The 20,135-nt window shown below is 44.4% G+C and carries 14 protein-coding genes and 1 tRNA gene; 9 read left to right on the top strand and 6 right to left on the bottom strand.

The features are described 5' to 3' along the window. Window positions 1-58: 58 nt before the first annotated feature. Window positions 59-2,773: a DUF349 domain-containing protein gene (locus Q0307_RS14385; protein ID WP_298661501.1), complete on the top strand. Its 2,715-nt coding sequence runs from the start codon at window positions 59-61 to the stop codon at window positions 2,771-2,773. Window positions 2,774-2,821: 48 nt separating this feature from the next. On the opposite strand, the gene Q0307_RS14380 is transcribed toward Q0307_RS14385, so the two are convergent. After that, window positions 2,822-3,529, bottom strand: a complete 708-nt coding sequence (locus Q0307_RS14380; protein WP_298661500.1) for a cell division protein ZipA C-terminal FtsZ-binding domain-containing protein — start codon at window positions 3,527-3,529, stop codon at window positions 2,822-2,824. A 51-nt stretch (window positions 3,530-3,580) separates the two neighbouring features. Next, window positions 3,581-7,069 (bottom strand): chromosome segregation protein SMC, encoded by a 3,489-nt coding sequence (smc, locus tag Q0307_RS14375; protein ID WP_298661499.1) that lies wholly within the window; start codon window positions 7,067-7,069, stop codon window positions 3,581-3,583. A 405-nt stretch (window positions 7,070-7,474) separates the two neighbouring features. Here smc and fnr point away from each other — a divergent pair, with 405 nt between their 5' ends. Continuing rightward, window positions 7,475-8,212: a fumarate/nitrate reduction transcriptional regulator Fnr gene (gene fnr / locus Q0307_RS14370; RefSeq protein ID WP_298661498.1), complete on the top strand. Its 738-nt coding sequence runs from the start codon at window positions 7,475-7,477 to the stop codon at window positions 8,210-8,212. A gap of 12 nt (window positions 8,213-8,224) precedes the next feature. Here fnr and hemN read toward each other — a convergent pair whose 3' ends face one another. Continuing rightward, window positions 8,225-9,610 carry an oxygen-independent coproporphyrinogen III oxidase gene (gene hemN / locus Q0307_RS14365; protein ID WP_298661497.1) on the bottom strand — a complete coding sequence of 462 codons (1,386 nt, stop codon included), beginning with the start codon at window positions 9,608-9,610 and terminating at the stop codon, window positions 8,225-8,227. 219 nt (window positions 9,611-9,829) lie between these two features. Beyond that, window positions 9,830-10,759, bottom strand: a complete 930-nt coding sequence (locus tag Q0307_RS14360; protein ID WP_298661496.1) for a LysR family transcriptional regulator — start codon at window positions 10,757-10,759, stop codon at window positions 9,830-9,832. Between the two features lie 285 nt (window positions 10,760-11,044). On the opposite strand from Q0307_RS14360, the gene ppsA reads away from it, so the two are divergent. From ppsA to folD, 3 genes are read left to right on the top strand one after another with little or no spacing between them, the layout of a single operon-like run. After that, a complete protein-coding gene (ppsA, locus tag Q0307_RS14355; protein WP_298661495.1) occupies window positions 11,045-13,423 on the top strand; it encodes a phosphoenolpyruvate synthase in 2,379 nt (792 codons plus the stop codon). An 18-nt stretch (window positions 13,424-13,441) separates the two neighbouring features. Further along, entirely contained in the window at window positions 13,442-14,275 is an 834-nt protein-coding gene (locus tag Q0307_RS14350; RefSeq protein ID WP_298661494.1) for a pyruvate, water dikinase regulatory protein, read from the top strand. A 54-nt stretch (window positions 14,276-14,329) separates the two neighbouring features. Continuing rightward, a complete protein-coding gene (gene folD / locus Q0307_RS14345; protein WP_298661493.1) occupies window positions 14,330-15,184 on the top strand; it encodes a bifunctional methylenetetrahydrofolate dehydrogenase/methenyltetrahydrofolate cyclohydrolase FolD in 855 nt (284 codons plus the stop codon). An 83-nt stretch (window positions 15,185-15,267) separates the two neighbouring features. Here folD and Q0307_RS14340 read toward each other — a convergent pair whose 3' ends face one another. Both Q0307_RS14340 and queA read right to left on the bottom strand, forming a co-directional pair. After that, complete coding sequence (locus tag Q0307_RS14340) at window positions 15,268-16,110, bottom strand: hypothetical protein (protein WP_298661492.1); 843 nt, start codon at window positions 16,108-16,110, stop codon at window positions 15,268-15,270. Between the two features lie 203 nt (window positions 16,111-16,313). Next, the gene (gene queA / locus Q0307_RS14335; protein WP_298661491.1) at window positions 16,314-17,360 is read right to left on the bottom strand and encodes a tRNA preQ1(34) S-adenosylmethionine ribosyltransferase-isomerase QueA; all 1,047 of its coding nucleotides are present in this window, start codon (window positions 17,358-17,360) and stop codon (window positions 16,314-16,316) included. A 74-nt stretch (window positions 17,361-17,434) separates the two neighbouring features. Here queA and Q0307_RS14330 point away from each other — a divergent pair. From Q0307_RS14330 to Q0307_RS14315, 4 genes are all read left to right on the top strand, one after another. Continuing rightward, window positions 17,435-17,521 (top strand) — tRNA-Leu (locus Q0307_RS14330). Window positions 17,522-17,876: 355 nt separating this feature from the next. Then, window positions 17,877-18,788 carry a PhoH family protein gene (locus tag Q0307_RS14325; RefSeq protein ID WP_298661556.1) on the top strand — a complete coding sequence of 304 codons (912 nt, stop codon included), beginning with the start codon at window positions 17,877-17,879 and terminating at the stop codon, window positions 18,786-18,788. Continuing rightward, complete coding sequence (gene ybeY, locus Q0307_RS14320) at window positions 18,785-19,264, top strand: rRNA maturation RNase YbeY (RefSeq protein WP_298661490.1); 480 nt, start codon at window positions 18,785-18,787, stop codon at window positions 19,262-19,264. Before Q0307_RS14325 ends, ybeY begins: the two co-directional genes overlap by 4 nt. A gap of 5 nt (window positions 19,265-19,269) precedes the next feature. Further along, complete coding sequence (locus tag Q0307_RS14315; RefSeq protein WP_298661489.1) at window positions 19,270-20,124, top strand: transporter associated domain-containing protein; 855 nt, start codon at window positions 19,270-19,272, stop codon at window positions 20,122-20,124. The last annotated feature ends 11 nt before the right edge of the window (window positions 20,125-20,135 follow it).

Here is a 20,135-nt window from a genome sequence, read left to right as displayed (position 1 = left end):
TTGACCTCTTCTCAACTGTGGGTTGAGAAGCATCTACTACAAAAAATTGAGAATTATCATGCTTGGAAGCTTATTTAAACCCAAATGGCAACATAAAGATGCCAAAGTCCGCTTACAAGCGCTAGCGAGTTTAGCTCCCGAAAGCAGTGAGTTAACGAGTTTAGCAGAAAGCGATCCTGACCAAAGCGTGCGCGTGGCTGCAATTGAGCGCCTCACCCATTTACCCTTGTTGATTAAATTAGGCAAAGCTAATGATGCTATGGTGAGTAGTGCTGCACAAGCTCGGGTTGCTGATTTGATCCAAGGGGATACACGCCAAGATGCCGCCTTGGTCGAGGTGTTTACTTGGTTTAAGCCGTATCCAGACTTAATCAGTGCTTTAGCGCAAAATCCGAAGCGGGATGTGAGTTTGCGGAAATTAGCAGTCGCGGAAATTCGTGATCAAACCTTGTTATTAGCGATTGCTGAGCAGGAAGCTTCCAAAGATATCCAGTTCCAAGCAGCTAGCCAAATCACTGATTTAGCGACTTTACAGCAACTTGAACGTACTCAAGGCAAGAATAACAAGCGTTTGCGCCAATTGCTCAAAGAGCGTTTAGAACAGGCTCAACAGCTCCAACAGCGTCAAGCCAGCTTAGAAAAACTCTGTGTCGATATGGAAGCCTTGGGGAAAGCAGGGCAGTGGGCGCAGGATAAAACACGTCAACGGGTATTAGCTCAAGCTTGGAAACAGCAAGCGGATTTAGGCATGGTGCCTAGCCGCATAAAACAACGCTTTGTGGCGGCTGAGCAGGATTTCAAGACGCGCTTACAAGTTTATGAGACTGAACAAGCAGCCCAAGCACCTTTGCAAGCCAGCTTTGAACAATGTTTGCAAGAAGCTGCTGTCTTGCATAACACGATTCAGCAACATCCTGAACGATTAACCCTAGATACAATTGACCAAGACTTATTGCAACTTCAAGAGCGTTGGGTGCAAGCAACACGTTTACCGGAAAACTTACAAGCTAGCTTAGATCAGCGTTGGGTAGCGCAGTTCATGGCTTTAACGGATGCACGGGATGCGGTCGCGAGTGATTTACAGGCTTTAGCTGCTTTACAAGAGTGCTGCCACCAAGCGGAAACTTTACGGGCTAGCGATAAGTTTCTGCAAGCCAAGCGTGTCACTGATTTACAGAGTCAGTGGACTAAATTAAAGCGTCCTTTGCATTTGCGTGAGGTAGTTACCAGCTTAGAACAGCGTTTTCATCAAGCTGTCAGTAGCTTAACAGCACGGCTTGAAAAGCAAGCTGCTCAACGCGATCAACTGCTACAAGGTTTGCAGGCCGATTTGCAGCAAATGGAGGGCGATCTTGAGGCGGAAAAATATGGCGAGGCAATTGATCTGCATCAGAAATTGAGTCATGCGTTGAGTGAGGATTTAGATTTACCTGCAAGTGAGGTGGTACGGATTAAACGGCGTTTGCAAGCCGCTACTCCTTTGCTTTTAGAGCTAAAGGATTGGCGGCGTTGGGGGACAGATCAGGCGCGTGAGCATTTAATTGAAACGGCTGAGCGTTTAGAACGTGACGAACTGATGGATCCACAAGCGCGTGCTAAAGAAATTAAAGCGCTACGTGAAGAGTGGAGGAAGTTAGGCCAAATGGACCCCGGTCAGCAGCGTAAGCAATGGAAAACCTTTGATAGCAAAGTGACTGCCGCTTATGAAGTAAGTAAGCAATATTTTGCGGAGCAAGCGACGCAGCGTGAAGCGCATTTACAGGGTCGTGAAAAAATTTGTGCAGCTTTAGAGGCTTTGCATACTGATACCGATTGGGAACAAGCCGATTGGCATGCTGTGCAAAATGCCATAAATTATCAGCGTAAAGCTTGGAAAACTTGTGGTACGGTTGGGCACAAAGAGTGGAAGCAAATTAATCAGCGCTTCAATGATGCGATGGACGCTTTGGAAGCCAAGCTAACTGCTGAGCGCACGCAGAATTGGGCACTACGGGAAAATCTCATTGCTCAAGCCAATACCTTATTAGAGCAAGAAGATTTAGTAGCAGCGACGGTGCAAGCGAAAGCTTTACAAGCACAATGGAAAATTACCGTAGCCGCGCGTCCTAAAGATGAGCAAGCTTTGTGGAAGCAATTCCGTGCACCGATTGATGAGCTGTTTGCACGCCTAAAAGCAAGTCGTCAAACACAACGCTCAGAAACTGAGTTGCGTATTGAACAGAAAGAGCAAATTTGTACTCAACTAGAAGCCCTACAAACTTTAAACGGTGAGGCGTTTGCACAAGCGAGTAAGCAGGCTGAGAGTTTACGCCAAAGCTTTAATGCGATTCGTGACTTGCCGAAGCCAGTTTGGCAAAAGCTAGAAGAGCGTTTCCAACGTGCTGAAAAAGCACTGCAATTAAAACGCACTCAACTACGTTGGCAAAGCAAATTAGCTGAAGTAGATCAATTAGCAACTGAGTCCAAACTGCACAAGCAGGCAAGCGCTAGTATGGCCAACTTAGCGAGTAATCAAGTAGCCGGTGAAGGTTTCTGCTTGCAACTAGAGATTCTGCTGGATGTAGCTACTCCTGAGGAGTTTCGCCAAGCACGCATACAATATCAAGTGGCACATATGTCTGAATCCATGCGTGGTTTAAAAGAGGGTGGTGACTTGCGGGTGCAGGCCTTGCAATTACTCAAGGCTTGGTATCAGTTGGGAGCCATGTCGGTAGATGCTTTGGCTAGTCAGGAAAAACGCATTGAGGCGGTGCGGCGTGCAATAGCTGGTTGATGTTGAGTTGCCAAAGGCTGTGCTGATTATAAGTACAGCCTAATAGTTCTAAACCATAGCAAAATAAGCGCGTAATTCTTCTTCACTAATCACTTCTTGGTTTTGATTTTTAATCACACCACCTAATTCATAATTTAAGCGTTCGGCTGTTTTAACAAAATCGTGAATAGCTTCGTGATTATCAATTGGACTTGGCAGATTTAAGATGAGGGATAAGCCGGGTGTGGTTTCTTCCGCGATTTGTTCAGGGATTAAAGTCCAAGGTTTAACCCCATTAGCTACATAAAAAAGACTTTGTTCGCCCGATTTGGTAAGAATCATTCGGTGATAGACCTCTTTTTCACCAAATTGTAAGCCAGCATTATCTAAAGCATTCAATACTGCACCACCTTCAAAGTCCTCTTGCTCAGCAGCGATAAACATAATTAATTGTGGTGGTAAATCACTAACTGCTTCATGGCTGGTAGGCAGATGCTCTGAATGAGGATTGCTAGAATTCGTAATCAGGGGCTTATGACTGCTTCGCATGACATCAGCCATATCGGGTGCATTTTCATTGGGTAGTTTGCCATCACGTGCGGGAAAATCCGCAATAACTGAGGACATTTCGCTACCATTTTCAGCAGTAAGGTGCGTCATAGGCGGCAGCTTACCCGTATGTTTGGGTAGATCTTGACGTGAGCGTCGGCTAGCCCAGTAGATAAAAACTAAGGCTAGTAGCCCTATGATCATAATAATCAGGCTTAGTATTTCCACAGTATCATCCTTCTAATGCGCTTTCGATCCCTGAAAGTTTTGAGGTTTGCTCTACTCATTAGCCAATTGCAGTGCTTGCGCCATATCAACAGCCACTAAACGTGATACGCCAGCCTCCCGCATGGTAACACCGATAAGGTTTTCAGCAAGTTCCATGGTGGTTTTATTATGCGTGATGAAGATAAATTGTACTCGCTCCGACATCTGCTTGACCAGCTCACAGAAGCGTCCCACATTCGCTTCATCTAAAGGTGCATCAACTTCATCTAACATGCAAAAAGGCGCTGGGTTTAATGCAAAAATCGCAAACACTAAAGCCACCGCTGTTAAGGCTTTTTCACCACCCGACATTAAATGAATGCTGGATAAGCGCTTTCCCGGCGGGCGCGCCATTATACTAATACCGGTGGTGAGTACCTCGGTTTCAGTCATCACTAAATAACACTCACCGCCGCCAAATAAACGCGGGAACATTTCCTGTAAGCGCTGATTGACTAAATCGAAAGTCTCCTTGAAACGGGCACGAGTTTCACGATCAAGTTTATGCATGGCCGTTTCTAAGGTTTCAAGTGCCAATACTAAGTCATCATTCTGTTGATCCAAGTAGGTTTTTCGTTCATGTTGCTCACGATATTCCTCAATCGCGGCCAGATTAATCGCTCCTAGCCGTTCAATCCTGCTCGTAATGGTACTTAAGCGTTCACTGATCGCTGTGCTATCTTGGTGGGCAAGCTCTGCAATAAGTTTGTTTAGTTCAAAACCACTGGGTGCTAATTGCTCGTGTAAATGCTGGTGTTGCACTTGATTGGTTTGCCATGCGAGTTTAAGTTGTTCGAGTTGTGTACGAACATTCTCTAGTTGATGTTCATGCTGTAAGCGTAATTGCTCTTGAGTGCGAATTTGCTGTTCAATGGTGTATGTTTGCTGACGTGCCGTATGTAAAGCTTGTTCATGAGTTAGGCGCTGCGCTTTAGCAAGTTCTAAAGCTACTTCCAAATCTGCCAATGGTTCTGTTTGTTGCGCTAACTCAGCTAAGAGTTGTCGGCGTTGTTCAGTGAGTAAGTCTAGACGTGTTTGCCCACGCTCAAGTTGTTGCTGGCTATATTGAATTTGGTTTTGGCAGTTCTGCACATTTAGAGCTAGCTGCTGTTGCTGATCCTGTAAGTGGCGTAGTTGGCTGCGTAAGTCTTGGAGTTTGCGTTGCTCTTGCTCTTTCAGCAGAGCTAGATCAGTTTGTTCAGCTTTTAGCTCTGTGCTTAAAGCTTCCGCCTCCGCCAAACGCTCTTGGGCACTGGCTAGCTCTAGTTTCTGTTGTGCCCGTTGTTCGGCTAGTTCTTGTAGCTCAAAACGGAGTTGTTCAGTGCGTTGCTGTTGCTGCCTTTGTTGTTGTTTGAGTTGTTGCAGACGATGGTTTAAGTCTAATGCTTGGCGTTGTAATTGGTTCTGCTCAGTTTGCGCTTGGTGCTGAACTTGCTCTAAGGTTTGGATTCGGGTGCGTAATACTCGTTGCTCATTTTCAGTCTGCTCTAAGGCGTCAGTGACTTGATTAAACTGCTCATTTAAGGAGCGAAGCGCTTGCTGGCGCTCCAGAATACTGCCAGTTACTGGCTGGCTGGGGCTGGTCAGCCAATTTTTTCCTACACAAATCCCTGTTGGAGTGACATAAAATTCGTGCGTGGCCAGTTGCTGCCGCTGCGCTAATGCATTGGCTAAATCTGGGCTACAGAGAGCACCTTGTACTAAATAATGGGCACTAGTGGGGCTAAGAATTTTACTCGCTAAGCTTGCTGTTTGTAGCTCAAGGGTTGAGCTTACCGTTTCGAGTAAGCTTAAACTTGTGCTTGGAAGCTTGTCTAAATCAAGATCTGTTAAATCCTCAATACATAGTGCTTTTAACATGTGAGCTAACACGGCTTCAACCGCTTGTTCCCAGCCGGTTTCAACTTTCAATTCAATGGCTAAGGTAGTTTGCTTATCAAGTTGATGCTGGTGTAGCCAACGCTGATAAGCTTGGTCATCTTGTTTTAAAGCAGCCTGCTGTAAGGTGTCCAGAGCAGACAGTTGTCCTTGCAGTGTTTGTAGTTGGATACGTTCTTGGGCGAGCCGCTGATTAAGAGTATGCTGTTGTTGTCGCTGGTTTTGAATTTGCTCATTCAGATTTTGGGTTTCGGCTTGCTTGAGTATGTGAGTGTCTAAAGCAGTGGCTAGTTCAAGCTCCAAGCCTTGGATTGAAGTGGAGAATGTTTGCTGTTTAAGCTGGTCGAGTTCGGTTTGGAGGCGAATAAAGCGTTGTTGGGCTTGTTGAACTTGGCGTTCTAATTGCTCAATCCGCGCCGTTTCACTGTGTATTTGGTGAGTAGGCTGTGCTAACTGCGTTTGTAATGCTTGCCATTGAGTGTTTAAGGTTAGGGCATTTTGCTCAGCCTCCTGCAAAGATGTTTCCACCATTGTCAATTGCTCCTCTATAGCCGTAGCGCGTGGCAATAAGTCTGCCAGTTGAGTTTGACCGACCTGTAACTGGCTTTGATCAGCTTGCTGGTGTGCTAAAGTTTCTGCTAGCGTTTGTTCTAAGCGTTGTAAGTTTTCCTGCTGGTTTTGTGTGTTTGCTTGTTGATGACGGATACTTTGCTCAAGGCGGCTGATTTCTGCACCGACTGCATAATAATGCTCTTGGGCACAGCTTAAGTTTTCAGCGACTTGGGAGAATTGTAGGCGCAGTTTTGCAATAAGTTCAGCGAGGTTTTGAATTCGGGCTAGTTCAGCCTGCTGCTGATTAGAGCTTAGATTTAGGTCGTTAATCAGTTGCTGAGCAGCGTGTTGCAGAATCTGTAATTGTGCTGCGATATGTAAAGCTGCTAAATGCTGTTGTTCTAAGCGTAGCTCGCGAAAGCGTTCAGCAGTTTTGGCTTGTTTATCGAGTTTTTGTAGTTGTTTTTCTAGCTCTTCGCGGACATCTGTTAAGCGTTCGAGGTTTTCGCGGGTGTGTTGAATGCGTGTTTCAGTTTCCCGCCGTCGTTCTTTATAGCGTGAAATGCCTGCCGCTTCCTCTAAGGTAATCCGTAGTTCTTCGGGTTTTGCCTCGATCAAGCGCGAAATCATCCCTTGTTCAATAATCGCATAGCTGCGTGCACCTAAACCCGTGCCAAGAAAAATATCAGTAATATCCCGCCGCCGACAGCGCGTACCATTTAAGAAAAATTTAGAGCCACCATCCCTACTGACTTGGCGTTTGATGGCAATTTCGGCGTAATGAGCATAAGAACCAAGGAGACTACCCGCGCTATTATCAAAGACTAATTCAACTGAAGCTAAGCCCACGGGTTTGCGCGCCGATGATCCATTGAAAATGACATCATCCATCAATTGACCCCGTAAGTTTTTTGCTGAGCTTTCACCCATCACCCAACGTACCGCATCAATCGTATTCGATTTGCCACAGCCGTTTGGCCCCAAAATCCCTACTAGATTGCTGGGTAGATTGAGAGTGACAGGATCAACAAAGCTTTTGAATCCGGCTATACGAATTTTACTTAGGCGCACGGTTGTTGAGGTTCAGTTTATTGAGGGTGACTGAGAAAAGCGCGTAAGAATGAGCTAAAAAGGGGAGTTTTGCAAATAGCAGAAATAAAAAAGCGGACCCGGAGGTCCGCAGAAGACTTTAAGGAAGCTGGTCGCTACAATGCAACTCTTGTTGTTATGTGGCTGGATCTCAGACCTTCCGTTCAATCTTGAATCCATAGGCGCAGTATAGGTGGAGTTAAATTAACAACGCTTGAACCCATTAAATTTTTTTATATTTTTACCTTGAGTATATTAATTATGAGGTTTACAACTTTTATGCCTAGTTTAGGTGCACCGCACAACAGTAAAGCTTGATCTAAGTCAAGCATTCCTTTAACCTGCAAAGAGAAAAACTAGAGTGTTTCAACTGTTTTGGAGGCAAAGATGATGTCTTCTAGCCGTATTTCTACCAATAAAAAAACTACTGTGGCCTGTAATAATTGCAGTTTAAGTGAGCTATGCTTGCCACGGGGGTTAACCAAAGAAGAATTAACAAGGCTAGAGTCTGCTATTGATAAGGCTATTAAAATCAATAAGAAAGACTATCTCTATCGCCGTGACGATCCTCATCAAGCTATTTATGCGGTGAAGTCGGGTTCGATTAAAACTTCTTTATCGACTTTAGATGGAGAAGAACAAATTTTAGGGTTTTATTTGCCCGGTGACTTGGTCGGTTTTGATGCCTTTGCGAATAGTAAGCACAGTTGTGACGCACAAGCTTTAGAAGACACCTTTGTTTGCGAGCTGAACATGAACTCCTTCCATGACCTTTGTGGCAGTATTGCGAGTATGCGCAATGGCATGATGCGCCAAGTGGGAATGGAAATCGGGCGTGAGCATCAACTACTTTTAACTTTAGGGCAGATGCGCACCGAAGAACGTTTAGCCACCTTCTTAACCGGCATTTCTGAGCGTAATCAATCGCGCGGCTTTTCTGGTCGTGAATTCTATTTGCCGATGCCGCGCCATGATTTAGCTAATTACTTAGGTATGGCAGTAGAAACTCTAAGCCGCATGTTCTCGCGTTTACAAGAAGACGGCATTATTAGTGTGAATCACCGTCTGATTGAAATCTTGTCACCTGAGCGACTCAAAGGTTTAGGGCATCATCAGTGCCGCTAGACTAGTGTGAGTTTAGATCACTTTAGAAAACCGCTGCGTAGCCGATGCTTGTTTTAAACTCGCATCGAAAGTCATACAAATATTCCTAACTAGAAACCGTCCACGCGGAGTAATGGTAAGGTTACTACCATCGATTTCCAGCAAATGATCAGCTTGCATACTCGCTAATTGAGCTAGTTCGCTTTTGAAGTAGCTCGCTGCGTCGATCTTAAATTCGTTCTCAACTGTTTTTAAATCCACCGCAAATTGGCAAGTGAGTTGCTGAATAACATAGCGTCGGATGTGGTCATCCTCAGTGAGTGTAACACCTCTTGTCACTGCTAAACGACCCGCATCTAAAGCAGCATAGTAGGCATCAGTGGTTTTTTCATTCTGGCTATAACAATCTGCAACATTACTGATGGCACTGACGCCCATCGCGACTAAGTCGCAGTCGGCATGGGTGGTGTAACCTTGGAAATTGCGATGTAAGCTGCCGTGTTCTTGGGCTAAAGCTAATTCGTCATTAGGTTTAGCAAAATGATCCATGCCAATATATACGTAGCCTGCAGCAGTTAGTTGCTGAACCGCATGTTGTAGGATTTGTAGTTTTTCTTCGCTAGAGGGTAATTCTGCACTGTTAATTCGTCGCTGTGGCATGAAAAGCGTGGGTAAATGAGCGTAGTTAAACAACGAAATACGATCTGGTGACCAGTCAATCACGGTTTCTAAAGTTTGACTGAAGCCTGCTAAGGTTTGTAAAGGCAAGCCGTAAATCAAATCAACACTGATTGATTTCGCTCCCTGTGCTCGACAGGTTTGAATAATTTCTAGAGTTTGTTCAGTCGGCTGAATACGATTGATGGCTCGTTGCACACGTTCATCAATGTCTTGTACACCTAAACTAAAGCGATTAAAGCCTTGCTCACGAAGCAGTTGGATAGTTTCAGCATTCACTGAGCGCGGGTCAATTTCAATTGAATAATCGCCACTATCATCTGTTAACAGATTAAAGTGTTGACGAGTTTTAGTCATCAAAGCAGCGATTTGCGCATGATTTAAAAAGGTCGGCGTGCCGCCTCCCCAATGCAACTGATTGACGCGCCGATCAGGATCATACAGGGCGGCTTGTAGCTCAATTTCACGAAACAAATAATTTAAGTACAGGCTAGCTTGTTCTCGGTTTTTCGTAACGATTTTATTGCAAGCGCAATAAAAGCAAACAGTCGCACAAAAAGGAATATGAAAATATAAAGACAAGGGTAGGGGAATTAAATCCTCATTACTTTGGCGTGCCTGACTTATATAGTCAGCCGCTGAGAAGTCTTTAAAGGAAACCGCAGTGGGGTAGGACGTGTAACGTGGTCCCGCAATGTCATAACGGCGTATCAAGTCTGGGTCAAAACTTATACTTTTCATACTGAACCTCGACAAATACGTACAGGGTTTAAAGAGCAGCCGCTGGCTGGAAGTTCTAAAAAGTGTCCTAGCATGGCGGCTTTGTTTAAAAACTAGCATGACTAAAGTCAATAGTGGGAGGCTAACTGGCATCAGCTAATCAAAAACTCAAGAGTATTTGATCTGCATCAGCTTTTAGTCGAAGCTATGGTTATGCGGTCGATTTAAAATAAGCTCATTTTAAAGTTCATCCTCGTCGTCATCACTGGTACGGCTAAAAAAGAACGGATCAAACATTTCTATAAAGCGTTTGGCTTGGGGGGTGAAAAATTTACCACGACGTACAATCAGCCCATAATTGCGTGATGGAAAGTAATGGTCTAACGGAATACCCACGATTTTATCATAAGAGTTTAAGCAAACATCGGTAACAATAGAAATACCGATACCGAGTTCGACATATTTTTTAACAATCTCCCAACCGCCTGCTTCCATACTCACGGAGTAAGACACTTCATGTTGGCGGAATACTGTATCCACCATTCGCCACGTACTTTGATTTTTAGGTGGGAGAATTAGGCCATACGGGCTAATATCTTCTAAAGTGATATTCACTTGCTGAGTGAGTGGATGTCCTTCAGGCACAATTAAGATTGAGCGAAAATTCGCAAAAGGCTGATAAATGATGCTATCAGGTACTTGGAGCAGCGGGCCAATGGCTAAATCCACTTGATCTTCCAGCAGCATTTTCATGCCACTTTGACCTTCCACATTATGCATATTGATGCGGATGCCAGGATAAGCCTGTTTAAACTGTTGAATATATTCGGGTAAAACATACAGCGAAGTAGATTGACCGGCAGCAATATCGAGTTCACCCATTTCCATTTTGCCTAAGCTCGCCGCAAAGGTTTCGCGCAAGCTATCAATACCTGCAGCTAAAGGCTGCACTAATTGATAGAGCACTTTGCCCTCTGGCGTGAGTTTGACACTCGGGCCACGGCGCTCTAACAGCTTTTGTCCCATTTCACGTTCTAAAGCTTGCACTTGTAAAGACACTGTGGGTTGACTGATATGCAGCTGCTCGGCGGCATGAGTAATGTTTTCTTTTTGTGCGACCACACAAAAGGTACGCAACAGCTTGTAACGTGTCTGTTTATAGTAGTGCATGATTTTCCTGGGTGCTTAAAGTAAATAGTTGTATGCTCTACTATTGTGCTAGTTAATAGTAAAAATTGAAACAATTGATTTTAATAAATCAGTCATGCTTTGTTAAGATTACGGCCATCAAACATTCATGCAATGTTATCTCATGCTAACTGTGGTGCTTGCGGCGTTCCTAGTGGATGCCGCTCTTTTCTACCACTCCTTCTATTCAGATGCGTTCTTAGCATTTTTTCGATAAGCTAATCTTCCCCTGTACTAGCCAAATTTTAATCTTTTGGGAGTTTTATAATGGCTGATTATATTTTGTGGTTTGATCAACTAGGCATGCATGACGTCAATACTGTAGGGGGCAAGAATGCGTCACTCGGGGAAATGATAAGTAATTTAGCGAATAGGGGTGTTAGCGTTCCCGGCGGCTTTGCGACTACTACGGATGCCTATCGTGATTTTCTACAATACGATGGCTTAGATACGCGTATTAATCAGCTCCTAGCTACTCTAAATGTCGATGATATCAATGCTTTAACCCATGCGGGAAAAACGATTCGTGGTTGGTTAATGGATGCGCCCTTACCACAAGCCCTATTAAGCGCTGTGACCGAAGCTTATCAAAAACTAGCAGAAGGTTCAGGGGATACGGCTTCCTTCGCAGTGCGCTCCTCGGCGACTGCCGAGGATTTACCGGATGCTTCCTTTGCGGGCCAACAAGAAACTTTCCTAAATGTGTGTGGCTTAGATAATGTCATTGCAGCGATTAAAGAAGTTTTCGCGTCTTTATACAATGACCGTGCAATTGCTTATCGGGTGCATCAGCATTTTGAGCATGACAAGGTGTTCTTATCAGCTGGTATTCAAAAAATGGCACGCAGCGATATTGGTGCGAGCGGTGTCATGTTCACTTTAGATACCGAATCTGGTTTCCGCGATGCAGTCTTTATCACGGGTGCATATGGTTTAGGTGAAACCGTGGTACAGGGTGCGGTTAATCCTGATGAGTTTTATGTCTATAAGCCGAATTTAGCCGCTAATCGCCCTGCCATTTTATCACGGCGGTTAGGTGAAAAAGCGCTTGAGATGATCTATGACATTCAAGGTGGTGCACATAATAAAGCCACCTTAACTCGTAAGGTAGATGATAACCGTCGGCAAAGATTCTGCTTGACCGATGCACAAGTTGAATCTTTAGCTCGCCAAGCATTAATCATTGAAAAGCACTATGGTCGCCCAATGGATATCGAGTGGGCTTTAGATGGTGGCGATGGCAAGCTGTACATTGTACAAGCCCGTCCTGAAACCGTAGAAAGCCGTGCCAAAACTACTGTGGTTGAGCGCTATCAATTAGCTAGTAGAGGTGAAGTAATTGCGGAGGGGCGTGCGATTGGACAGAAAATTGGCCAAGGTAAAGCGCGCATCATCATGAGCATCGCGCAAATGCATGAAGTCCAAGAAGGGGATGTGCTGGTTACTGATATGACCGATCCTGATTGGGAACCGATCATGAAGCGTGCTTCTGCCATCGTGACTAATCGTGGTGGGCGTACTTGTCACGCGGCCATTATTGCCCGTGAAATGGGCATTCCTGCGGTGGTTGGATGTGGGAATGCAACCGATTTGATTGCCAATGGTGATGAAGTCACGGTGTCTTGTGCCGAAGGTGATACGGGCTTCATTTATGCAGGTTTGCTTGGTTTTGAGCGGATGACCGCAGATACCGGCAATTTGCCTGATTTGTCTGTCAAGATCATGATGAATGTGGGCAATCCTGAGCGTTCCTTCTCTTTCTCGCGTTTGCCAAATGAAGGTGTGGGTTTAGCGCGTTTAGAGTTCATCATTAACAATACAATTGGGATTCATCCGAAAGCGTTGATGGAGTTCGATCTCTTGCCAGAAGAACTCAAAACAAAAATCGGTAAGAAAATTGCGGGCTATTCAAGTCCGGTCGATTTTTATGTGGAAAAGTTAGTGGAAGGTATTGCGACTTTAGCGGCTGCTTTCCATCCGCATAAAGTGATTGTGCGCATGTCCGATTTCAAATCGAATGAATATGCGAATTTATTAGCGGGTGATCGTTACGAGCCGCATGAAGAAAACCCTATGATTGGTTATCGTGGAGTTTCGCGTTATTTATCGACTGATTTCCGCAGTTGTTTTGAGCTGGAATGCCAAGCTTTACGTAAAGTCCGTAACGAGATGGGGCTGACCAATGTTGAGGTCATGATTCCTTTCTGCCGTACTTTGGAAGAGGCTCAGCAAGTGACCGAGCTCTTGGCCTCGCAAGGGATTAAGCGCGGTGAAAATGATTTACGCTTAATTATGATGTGCGAGATTCCATCCAATGCTGTTTTGGCGGAAGAATTCTTAGAATATTTCGATGGTTTCTCAATTGGTTCTAATGATATGACTCAGCTATCTTTAGGCTTAGATCGTGATTCTGGCTTAATTGCGCATCTGTTTGATGAGCGTAATCCCGCAGTGAAAAAGCTTTTGAGCATGGCGATTGCAGCTTGTAAAAAACAAGGAAAATATGTTGGTATTTGTGGTCAAGGCCCCTCTGATTACCCTGATTTTGCAGCTTGGTTACATGAGCAAGGGATCAGTAGTATTTCCTTGAATCCCGATACCGTTGTCAATACTTGGTTGCATTTAGCCAGTCTTGAAAAGCACTAATTAGTTAAGGAGTTCAGTATGAGCAGGCAAAAACGTACGGTTTACTATTTGTCTGACCGTACTGGTATTACCGCAGAAACTTTGGGTCACAGTCTGCTGACCCAATTTGATGGTATTGACTGGAATAAAATTAATGTTCCCTTCCTCGATTCGTTAGCCAAAGCCAACGACTTAGCAGCACGTATTAACGCCGCTGCCGAGCGCGATGGTTGTCGACCCTTAATCTTTAGTACATTAGTGGATGATGATATTCGTGCAGTCATAGCTCAAGCTAACTGTATGATTTATGACTTTTTTGGTACTTTCATCGGTTCAATGGAGCAAGAGCTGCAGCAACCTTCGGCCCATGCGGTGGGGCGTTCACATGGATTGCAAAACAATTCTTCTTATTTTAATCGGATTGCGGCGATTAATTATACTTTGAGCAATGATGATGGGGTATCTGCAAAGAATTTTAATGAAGCAGATATTATTCTGGTGGGTGTTTCGCGTTCAGGCAAAACGCCGACTTGTTTATATCTAGCCCTGCAATATGGTATTTCCGCTGCTAACTATCCACTCACTGAAGAAGACATGGATGTTTTACGCTTACCCAAAATTTTGGAGCCGTATAAACATAAATTGTTTGGCTTAACTTTGAATGTCGAGCAGTTGCATCTTATCCGCCAAGAGCGTCGTCCAAATAGTCGTTATGCTTCAGTGGCACAGTGCCAGCACGAGCTTGATTGGCAGGAAAAGCTCTATAAACAGTTAAATATTCCCTATATTGATACCACTAATATTTCTATCGAAGAAATCAGCACCATTATTCTCAATGGCAGTGGTTTAAAACGTCATTTGTATGGACAGTGACAGCAGCCATTAAGACATGCGAAGATGCGATTCTTTGTGTGCAGAGGTCGGACGATGGTCGCAAAAATCATTGATGGCAAGCAGGTGGCTGCTCAAGTTCGCCAAGAAGTTAAAAATAGAGTTACAGAGCGAATAGCACAGGGTAAACGTCCACCGGGCTTGGCGGTTATTTTAATCGGCAATGATCCGGCCTCTCATGTATATGTTAATAACAAGCGCCGTGCTTGTGACGAAGTGGGTATTATTTCACGTTCGTATGATTTGCCAGCCGAGACCACTCAGTACGAACTCTTAAAGATTGTAGATCGTTTAAATGAGGATCACACGGTCGATGGTATTCTGATTCAATTACCGCTGCCTGAGCATATTGATACATCTTTAGTGATCGAACGGATTGATCCGGGTAAAGATGTAGATGGTTTCCATCCGACCAATGTTGGGCGTTTAACGTTGCGGATTCCTGGCCTGCGGCCTTGTACCCCGTATGGCGTGATGCGTTTACTCGAATCCGCAGGGATTAGTTGTTTAGGTAAGCACGCGGTGGTAGTCGGTGCCTCAAATATTGTTGGCCGCCCGATGGCTTTAGAACTGCTATTAGTCGGTGCGACGGTCACTGTGTGCCATCGTTTTACATCCAATACGCCGGAATTAATTGCTCAAGCCGATATTGTAGTGGTAGCTGTCGGTAAACCCGGCTTTGTAAAAGCGGAATGGCTTAAAATGGGAGCTGTAGTGATAGACGTAGGTATTAACCGTTTGGAGTCAGGGCGCTTGTCCGGGGATGTAGATTATGAGGCTGCCAAAGAAAGGGTTGCTTGGATTACTCCAGTTCCCGGTGGTGTAGGACCGATGACTGTGGCGATGCTGATGCGTAATACCTTGAGTGCTTGCGAAAAGCATCAGTTCTAGAATTCAGTTTTAAAATGGTTAGTTAACCTAAATAAAGGCATCCTTAGAAGATGCCTTTTTTGTTTAGAGCTTTAGTGAAAAGCTTAGTTTTTCTTTGGGGGTTGTTGTGCTAGTTTTCGTAAAACTTCATCAGATAATGCACCAGATTCACGCAAGCGACGAATTACCGAAGCAGGCAAGCAAACGATGTCAGAGGCAGCGGCTGGTAAGAGTTCTTTACCACCACTACATAAACGGCGCTTAGCATCGCCTTCTTTGGTTTTTACTGGATCTTCTGTTATGTAAGCTGCATTCACCCAACCATTTTGGCCAGCCCAACGCACTAATTCAAAAGAAACATCACCACCCTTAGCTACTTTTCCCATTTTGGTAATCCAAGTCGCATTATGCGGAATTTCCACAGCAATCGCAGATTTGTCACCTTCTTCTACATACATCATTAAGCTTTGACCGGGAGTTAAGCCACGTACTGAGTAAATAGGCACTGAACGGAATGGTAAGCCTTTGGCTTTTTCAGGATAACCACAGCAAACTTTTTGATCTTGTGGAACTTTGGGGTCAACTAAGCAAGCGCGGCGCGCGGCAGCAATACTAGTGGATTCAGCATCATAACTTAAAGCACTGGATTCCACCCAGCCAGTCATATCATCCCAACTGACTTTTTCCCAAAGCACATTACCTACTAGTTGCTGGGCATTACGGCGTACCAGCCAAGTCGCATTGTGTGGGATGTTGACTAAAATATCCGCCCCCGGCTTTTTGTACATTTTTAAGACATTGCCAGGGGTTCTACCCTTAACTTGGTAAATTTTTGAACTATCTGCGGGTAAAGTTAAAGGAGCAGCCAATGCTTGAACCGAGGCTGTCAATAGAAAGGCTCCTGCAATGACAGCAGGGATCATTTTTTTAAGTAATTGCTTGTTCATGTTTCCTCCGATGACAAAGACTTGGCCGCTAGTTTGGAGAGTCTTCATCTTCGATCAAACTTAAAAACCATCGAGAATGATGGTACTTCGGGTGACACTTCAACCCAACACTGACACGGTAAAAGTGTACAGTATGCTTAGAGACGTTTAGAATACTATATGTTGTAAAAAAGTCACATAAAAACCATTGATGAATATCAGTTTTAGACAGTTAAACGGCTAGTTTTCCGACGAGTGAGTAACATAGCATCACCATAACTAAAAAATCGATAATTTTGTTTAATAGCATGTTGATAAGCTTGTTTAATTGTCTTATAACCCGCAAAAGCAGATACTAAAATCAATAAAGTTGATTGCGGTAGATGAAAATTAGTAATTAAGAGGTCTACAACTTTAAATTCATAGCCTAATTGAATAAATAATCGGGTATCACCGGTATAAGGTTGAATTTTACCCGTTTGTGCTGCGGTTTCTAAACTGCGCACAGAAGTCGTCCCAACGGCAACCACTCGCCCACCGCGAGCTTTACAAGCCTGAATAGAATCACAAGCTTCCTGACTTACGTCCACATACTCGGCATGCATCCTATGCTGCGACAAATTTTCAGTACGTACAGGTTGAAAAGTGCCAGCACCCACATGCAAGGTGACCGTCGTGGTTTCAATTCCTTGCACAGCTAATTTAGTTAATAAGGCTTCGTCGAAATGTAAGCCCGCCGTTGGCGCTGCCACTGCTCCAAGTTTTTGTGCATAGACCGTTTGATAGCGCTCACGATCCGAAGCTAAGTCAGGGCGCTCGATATAAGGAGGCAATGGGATATGACCATGTTTATCGAGCAGCTCAAACCAGTTTTGCTCGGGTGAAATAGTTAGCTTAAATAATTCACCTTCACGTCCTAACACCGTTGCTTGAAAAGAAGCTTCTAATTCTAACAGAGTGCCCGCTTTGGGTGCTTTGCTGGCACGAATATGTGCCAAAGCTTGTTGGGGGGTCTGAACCCGCTCAATCAGTACTTCGAGTTTACCACCACTGGCTTTCTGCCCATATAAGCGTGCGGGTATGACTTTTGTATTATTAAACACCAACAAGTCGCCTGTTTTTAAAAACTGACTTAACTCGTAAAAATGCTTATCGGTAAAAGTTTCAGTTGCCTCATCAACCACTAATAGGCGGCTACTACTGCGCTCAGTCAATGGTTCATAAGCAATTAATTCTGCAGGGAGTTGGTAATCAAAATCACTAAGTTTCATGTATGTATGATAACACTGCATAAAAATACTTTCCAAATGGCAAAAACTTGGTAGAATATGCGCCTCTACACCTTGCCGGGGTGGCGGAATTGGTAGACGCAGCGGATTCAAAATCCGCCGCTGGTAACAGTGTGCGAGTTCGAGTCTCGCCCTCGGCACCAAATTAAAATCTAGCCTAGCCTAGCCTAGCCTAGCCTAGTACATCCATAAAGCCTTGAATCCTAACGGTTTAAGGTCTTTTCCGTTTATGGCTTAATCTTTTACTGCTTTAAATTTAAGTATTAGCTTGAGAATAACAAAGCTTGAGATCTGCTAAAGCTTCCTTAGCAATAGGCTACTCGGTAGGGTAAGGGGCATGCCCCTAGAGACAGAATACTAAGCCTAAGAGATTAAGCTATAATGGTAGTTTTCAAAATAGGAAAGTAACTTAGTTTGACTACTGCTAATCAAGAAGCTCAAGAAGGCGAGTCAGCCACCGTCCATTTTGAGCTTGATCCAGTGGATACTGAGCGTTTAATGAATCTCAGTGGCCAGTTTGATCAACACTTACGCCAAATTGAAGCTAGGCTGGGCGTCGAAATCAATAATCGTGGGCATCTATTTGCAGTCTCAGGGCATCCGAATATTGTCCAAAAAACGATTAATCTGTTACAAAATCTCTATGAAGAGACCACACACACTACGCTGAATCCCAGTAAGTTGCATTTATTCATGCAGGACGCGAATTTAGAGCAAATCGCTTATGCAGGGCAGGATGGGGTTAAAATTCGCACGCGCCGTGGCTACATTCGCCCGAAAGGTTTCACGCAAGCTCGTTATGTACACAATATTCGTAATCATGATGTGAATTTTGGGATTGGGCCTGCAGGTACAGGGAAAACTTGGCTAGCAGTCGCATGTGCCGTGGAAGCTTTAGAGCAGGATGAGGTTAGGCGTTTAGTCTTAGTCAGACCCGCCGTGGAAGCAGGAGAGAAACTAGGCTTCTTACCGGGTGATCTCTCACAAAAGATTGATCCTTATTTACGCCCCATGTATGACGCTTTATTTGAAATGCTCGGTATTGAAAAGGTTAACCGACTGATTGAGCATAATGTGATTGAAGTTGCTCCTTTGGCTTATATGCGTGGGCGGACTTTAAATGATGCGTTTATTCTTTTAGACGAGGCGCAAAATACTACGGTTGAACAGATGAAAATGTTTCTGACCCGCTTAGGTTTCGGCTCGCGTGCAGTCATTACTGGAGATATTACGCAAGTTGATTTACCCCGCCAGCAAACTTCAGGTTTGAAGCATGTCCTAGGGATTCTCAAAGATGTCCCGGGGATTAGCTTTACTTGGTTCCAAGGTCAAGATGTGGTGCGGCATGAGTTGGTGCAAAAGATTGTAGCTGCTTATGAACGTCATGATCAGCAGCGAGGTGGCGCATGAGCTTGGTCGTCGAAATCCAAAATCCGGAAGTCTTTCATTCGATTCCTGCTGATGACTTAATCGAACAGTGGGCGCGTGCTGCTTGGTTGGATGAAAACGAAGCGAGTGTGGTGATTCGCATTGTCGGCACTGAGGAAGGTTTAGAGTTGAACCAAAGCTTTCGGCAGAAAGACTATCCAACGAATGTTTTATCTTTTCCTTATGAGCCGTCTGAGCTTGAATTGGAATTTTTAGATGCAGAAGAGTTGGGGCATCTGGGGGATTTAGTCTTGTGTTTGCCAGTAGTGGAACGTGAAGCTGCTGAACAAAATAAGCTACTAGAACATCATTGGGCGCATTTAATTGTGCATGGCTTATTGCATTTACAAGGCTTTGATCACGAAGACAGTGAAGTCGAAGCTGAACTCATGGAAGCGCGGGAAATAGCAATTTTAAACCAATTGGGCATGCCCAATCCTTATGAATCTAACGAATAGGTAACATGAAAAACAATGAACTAGCCAGTTCCCAACCGCGACCGCGATGGAAACAATGGCTAATTGATCATCTTGATCTGGCTTCCCAAACGCCTAGCCAGTTGATGGATGATTTACAACGGGCAAATGATAAAAACATTCTCCACACTGATGAAGTCAAAATGATTCAAGGTGTCTTGGAGTTTGGTAGTCGCCAAGTGCGGGAGATTATGATTCCGCGTTCACAAATCAGCTTCATCGAGCATGATGCGAACTTCCCGGAAATTCTGACGGCGATTGCTGAAACTGAGCATTCGCGCTATCCGGTCATGAATAAAAGTAAGGATGAGCTGGTTGGCATTCTGATTGCGAAAGATCTGCTCCAATATATTGGGCGGGCTGATAGTTTCGCGATGAATGATATTGTGCGTCCGGCTTTATTAGTGCCGGAAAGTCAGCGTCTCAATCGCTTATTGGCCGAGTTTCGTAATAGCCGTAGTCACATGGCGGTAGTCTTAGATGAATATGCAGGGGTTACCGGTTTAGTAACCTTTGAAGATGTTTTAGAGCAAATCGTCGGCGAGATTGATGATGAACATGATGACGAAGGGGACTTGAATATTCGCCAACAAGCACCCAATGTCTATTTAGTCAATGCCACGACCACAGTGAACGAGCTGAACGAAGTCTTAGGTACAAATTTTGTACTAGACGATTATGAAACAGTAGCTGGTTTAGTCATGCAGGCGATGGGTAAAATCCCAAACATTGGTGAGGAGGTCTTGTTGGAGGATGTGCTATTCCGCATTCTCGAAAGCGATAGTCGGCGAATTTTGCTATTAGAGGTTCAAACAGAATCGAACCCCATTATTAATGAATAAATGGAGAGGAA

The organism is uncultured Thiothrix sp. (genome assembly GCF_937873765.1).
GTDB lineage: Bacteria > Pseudomonadota > Gammaproteobacteria > Thiotrichales > Thiotrichaceae > Thiolinea.
Note: the sequence above shows the minus strand (reverse complement) of the source record. Positions and strands in the feature narration are given on the sequence as shown.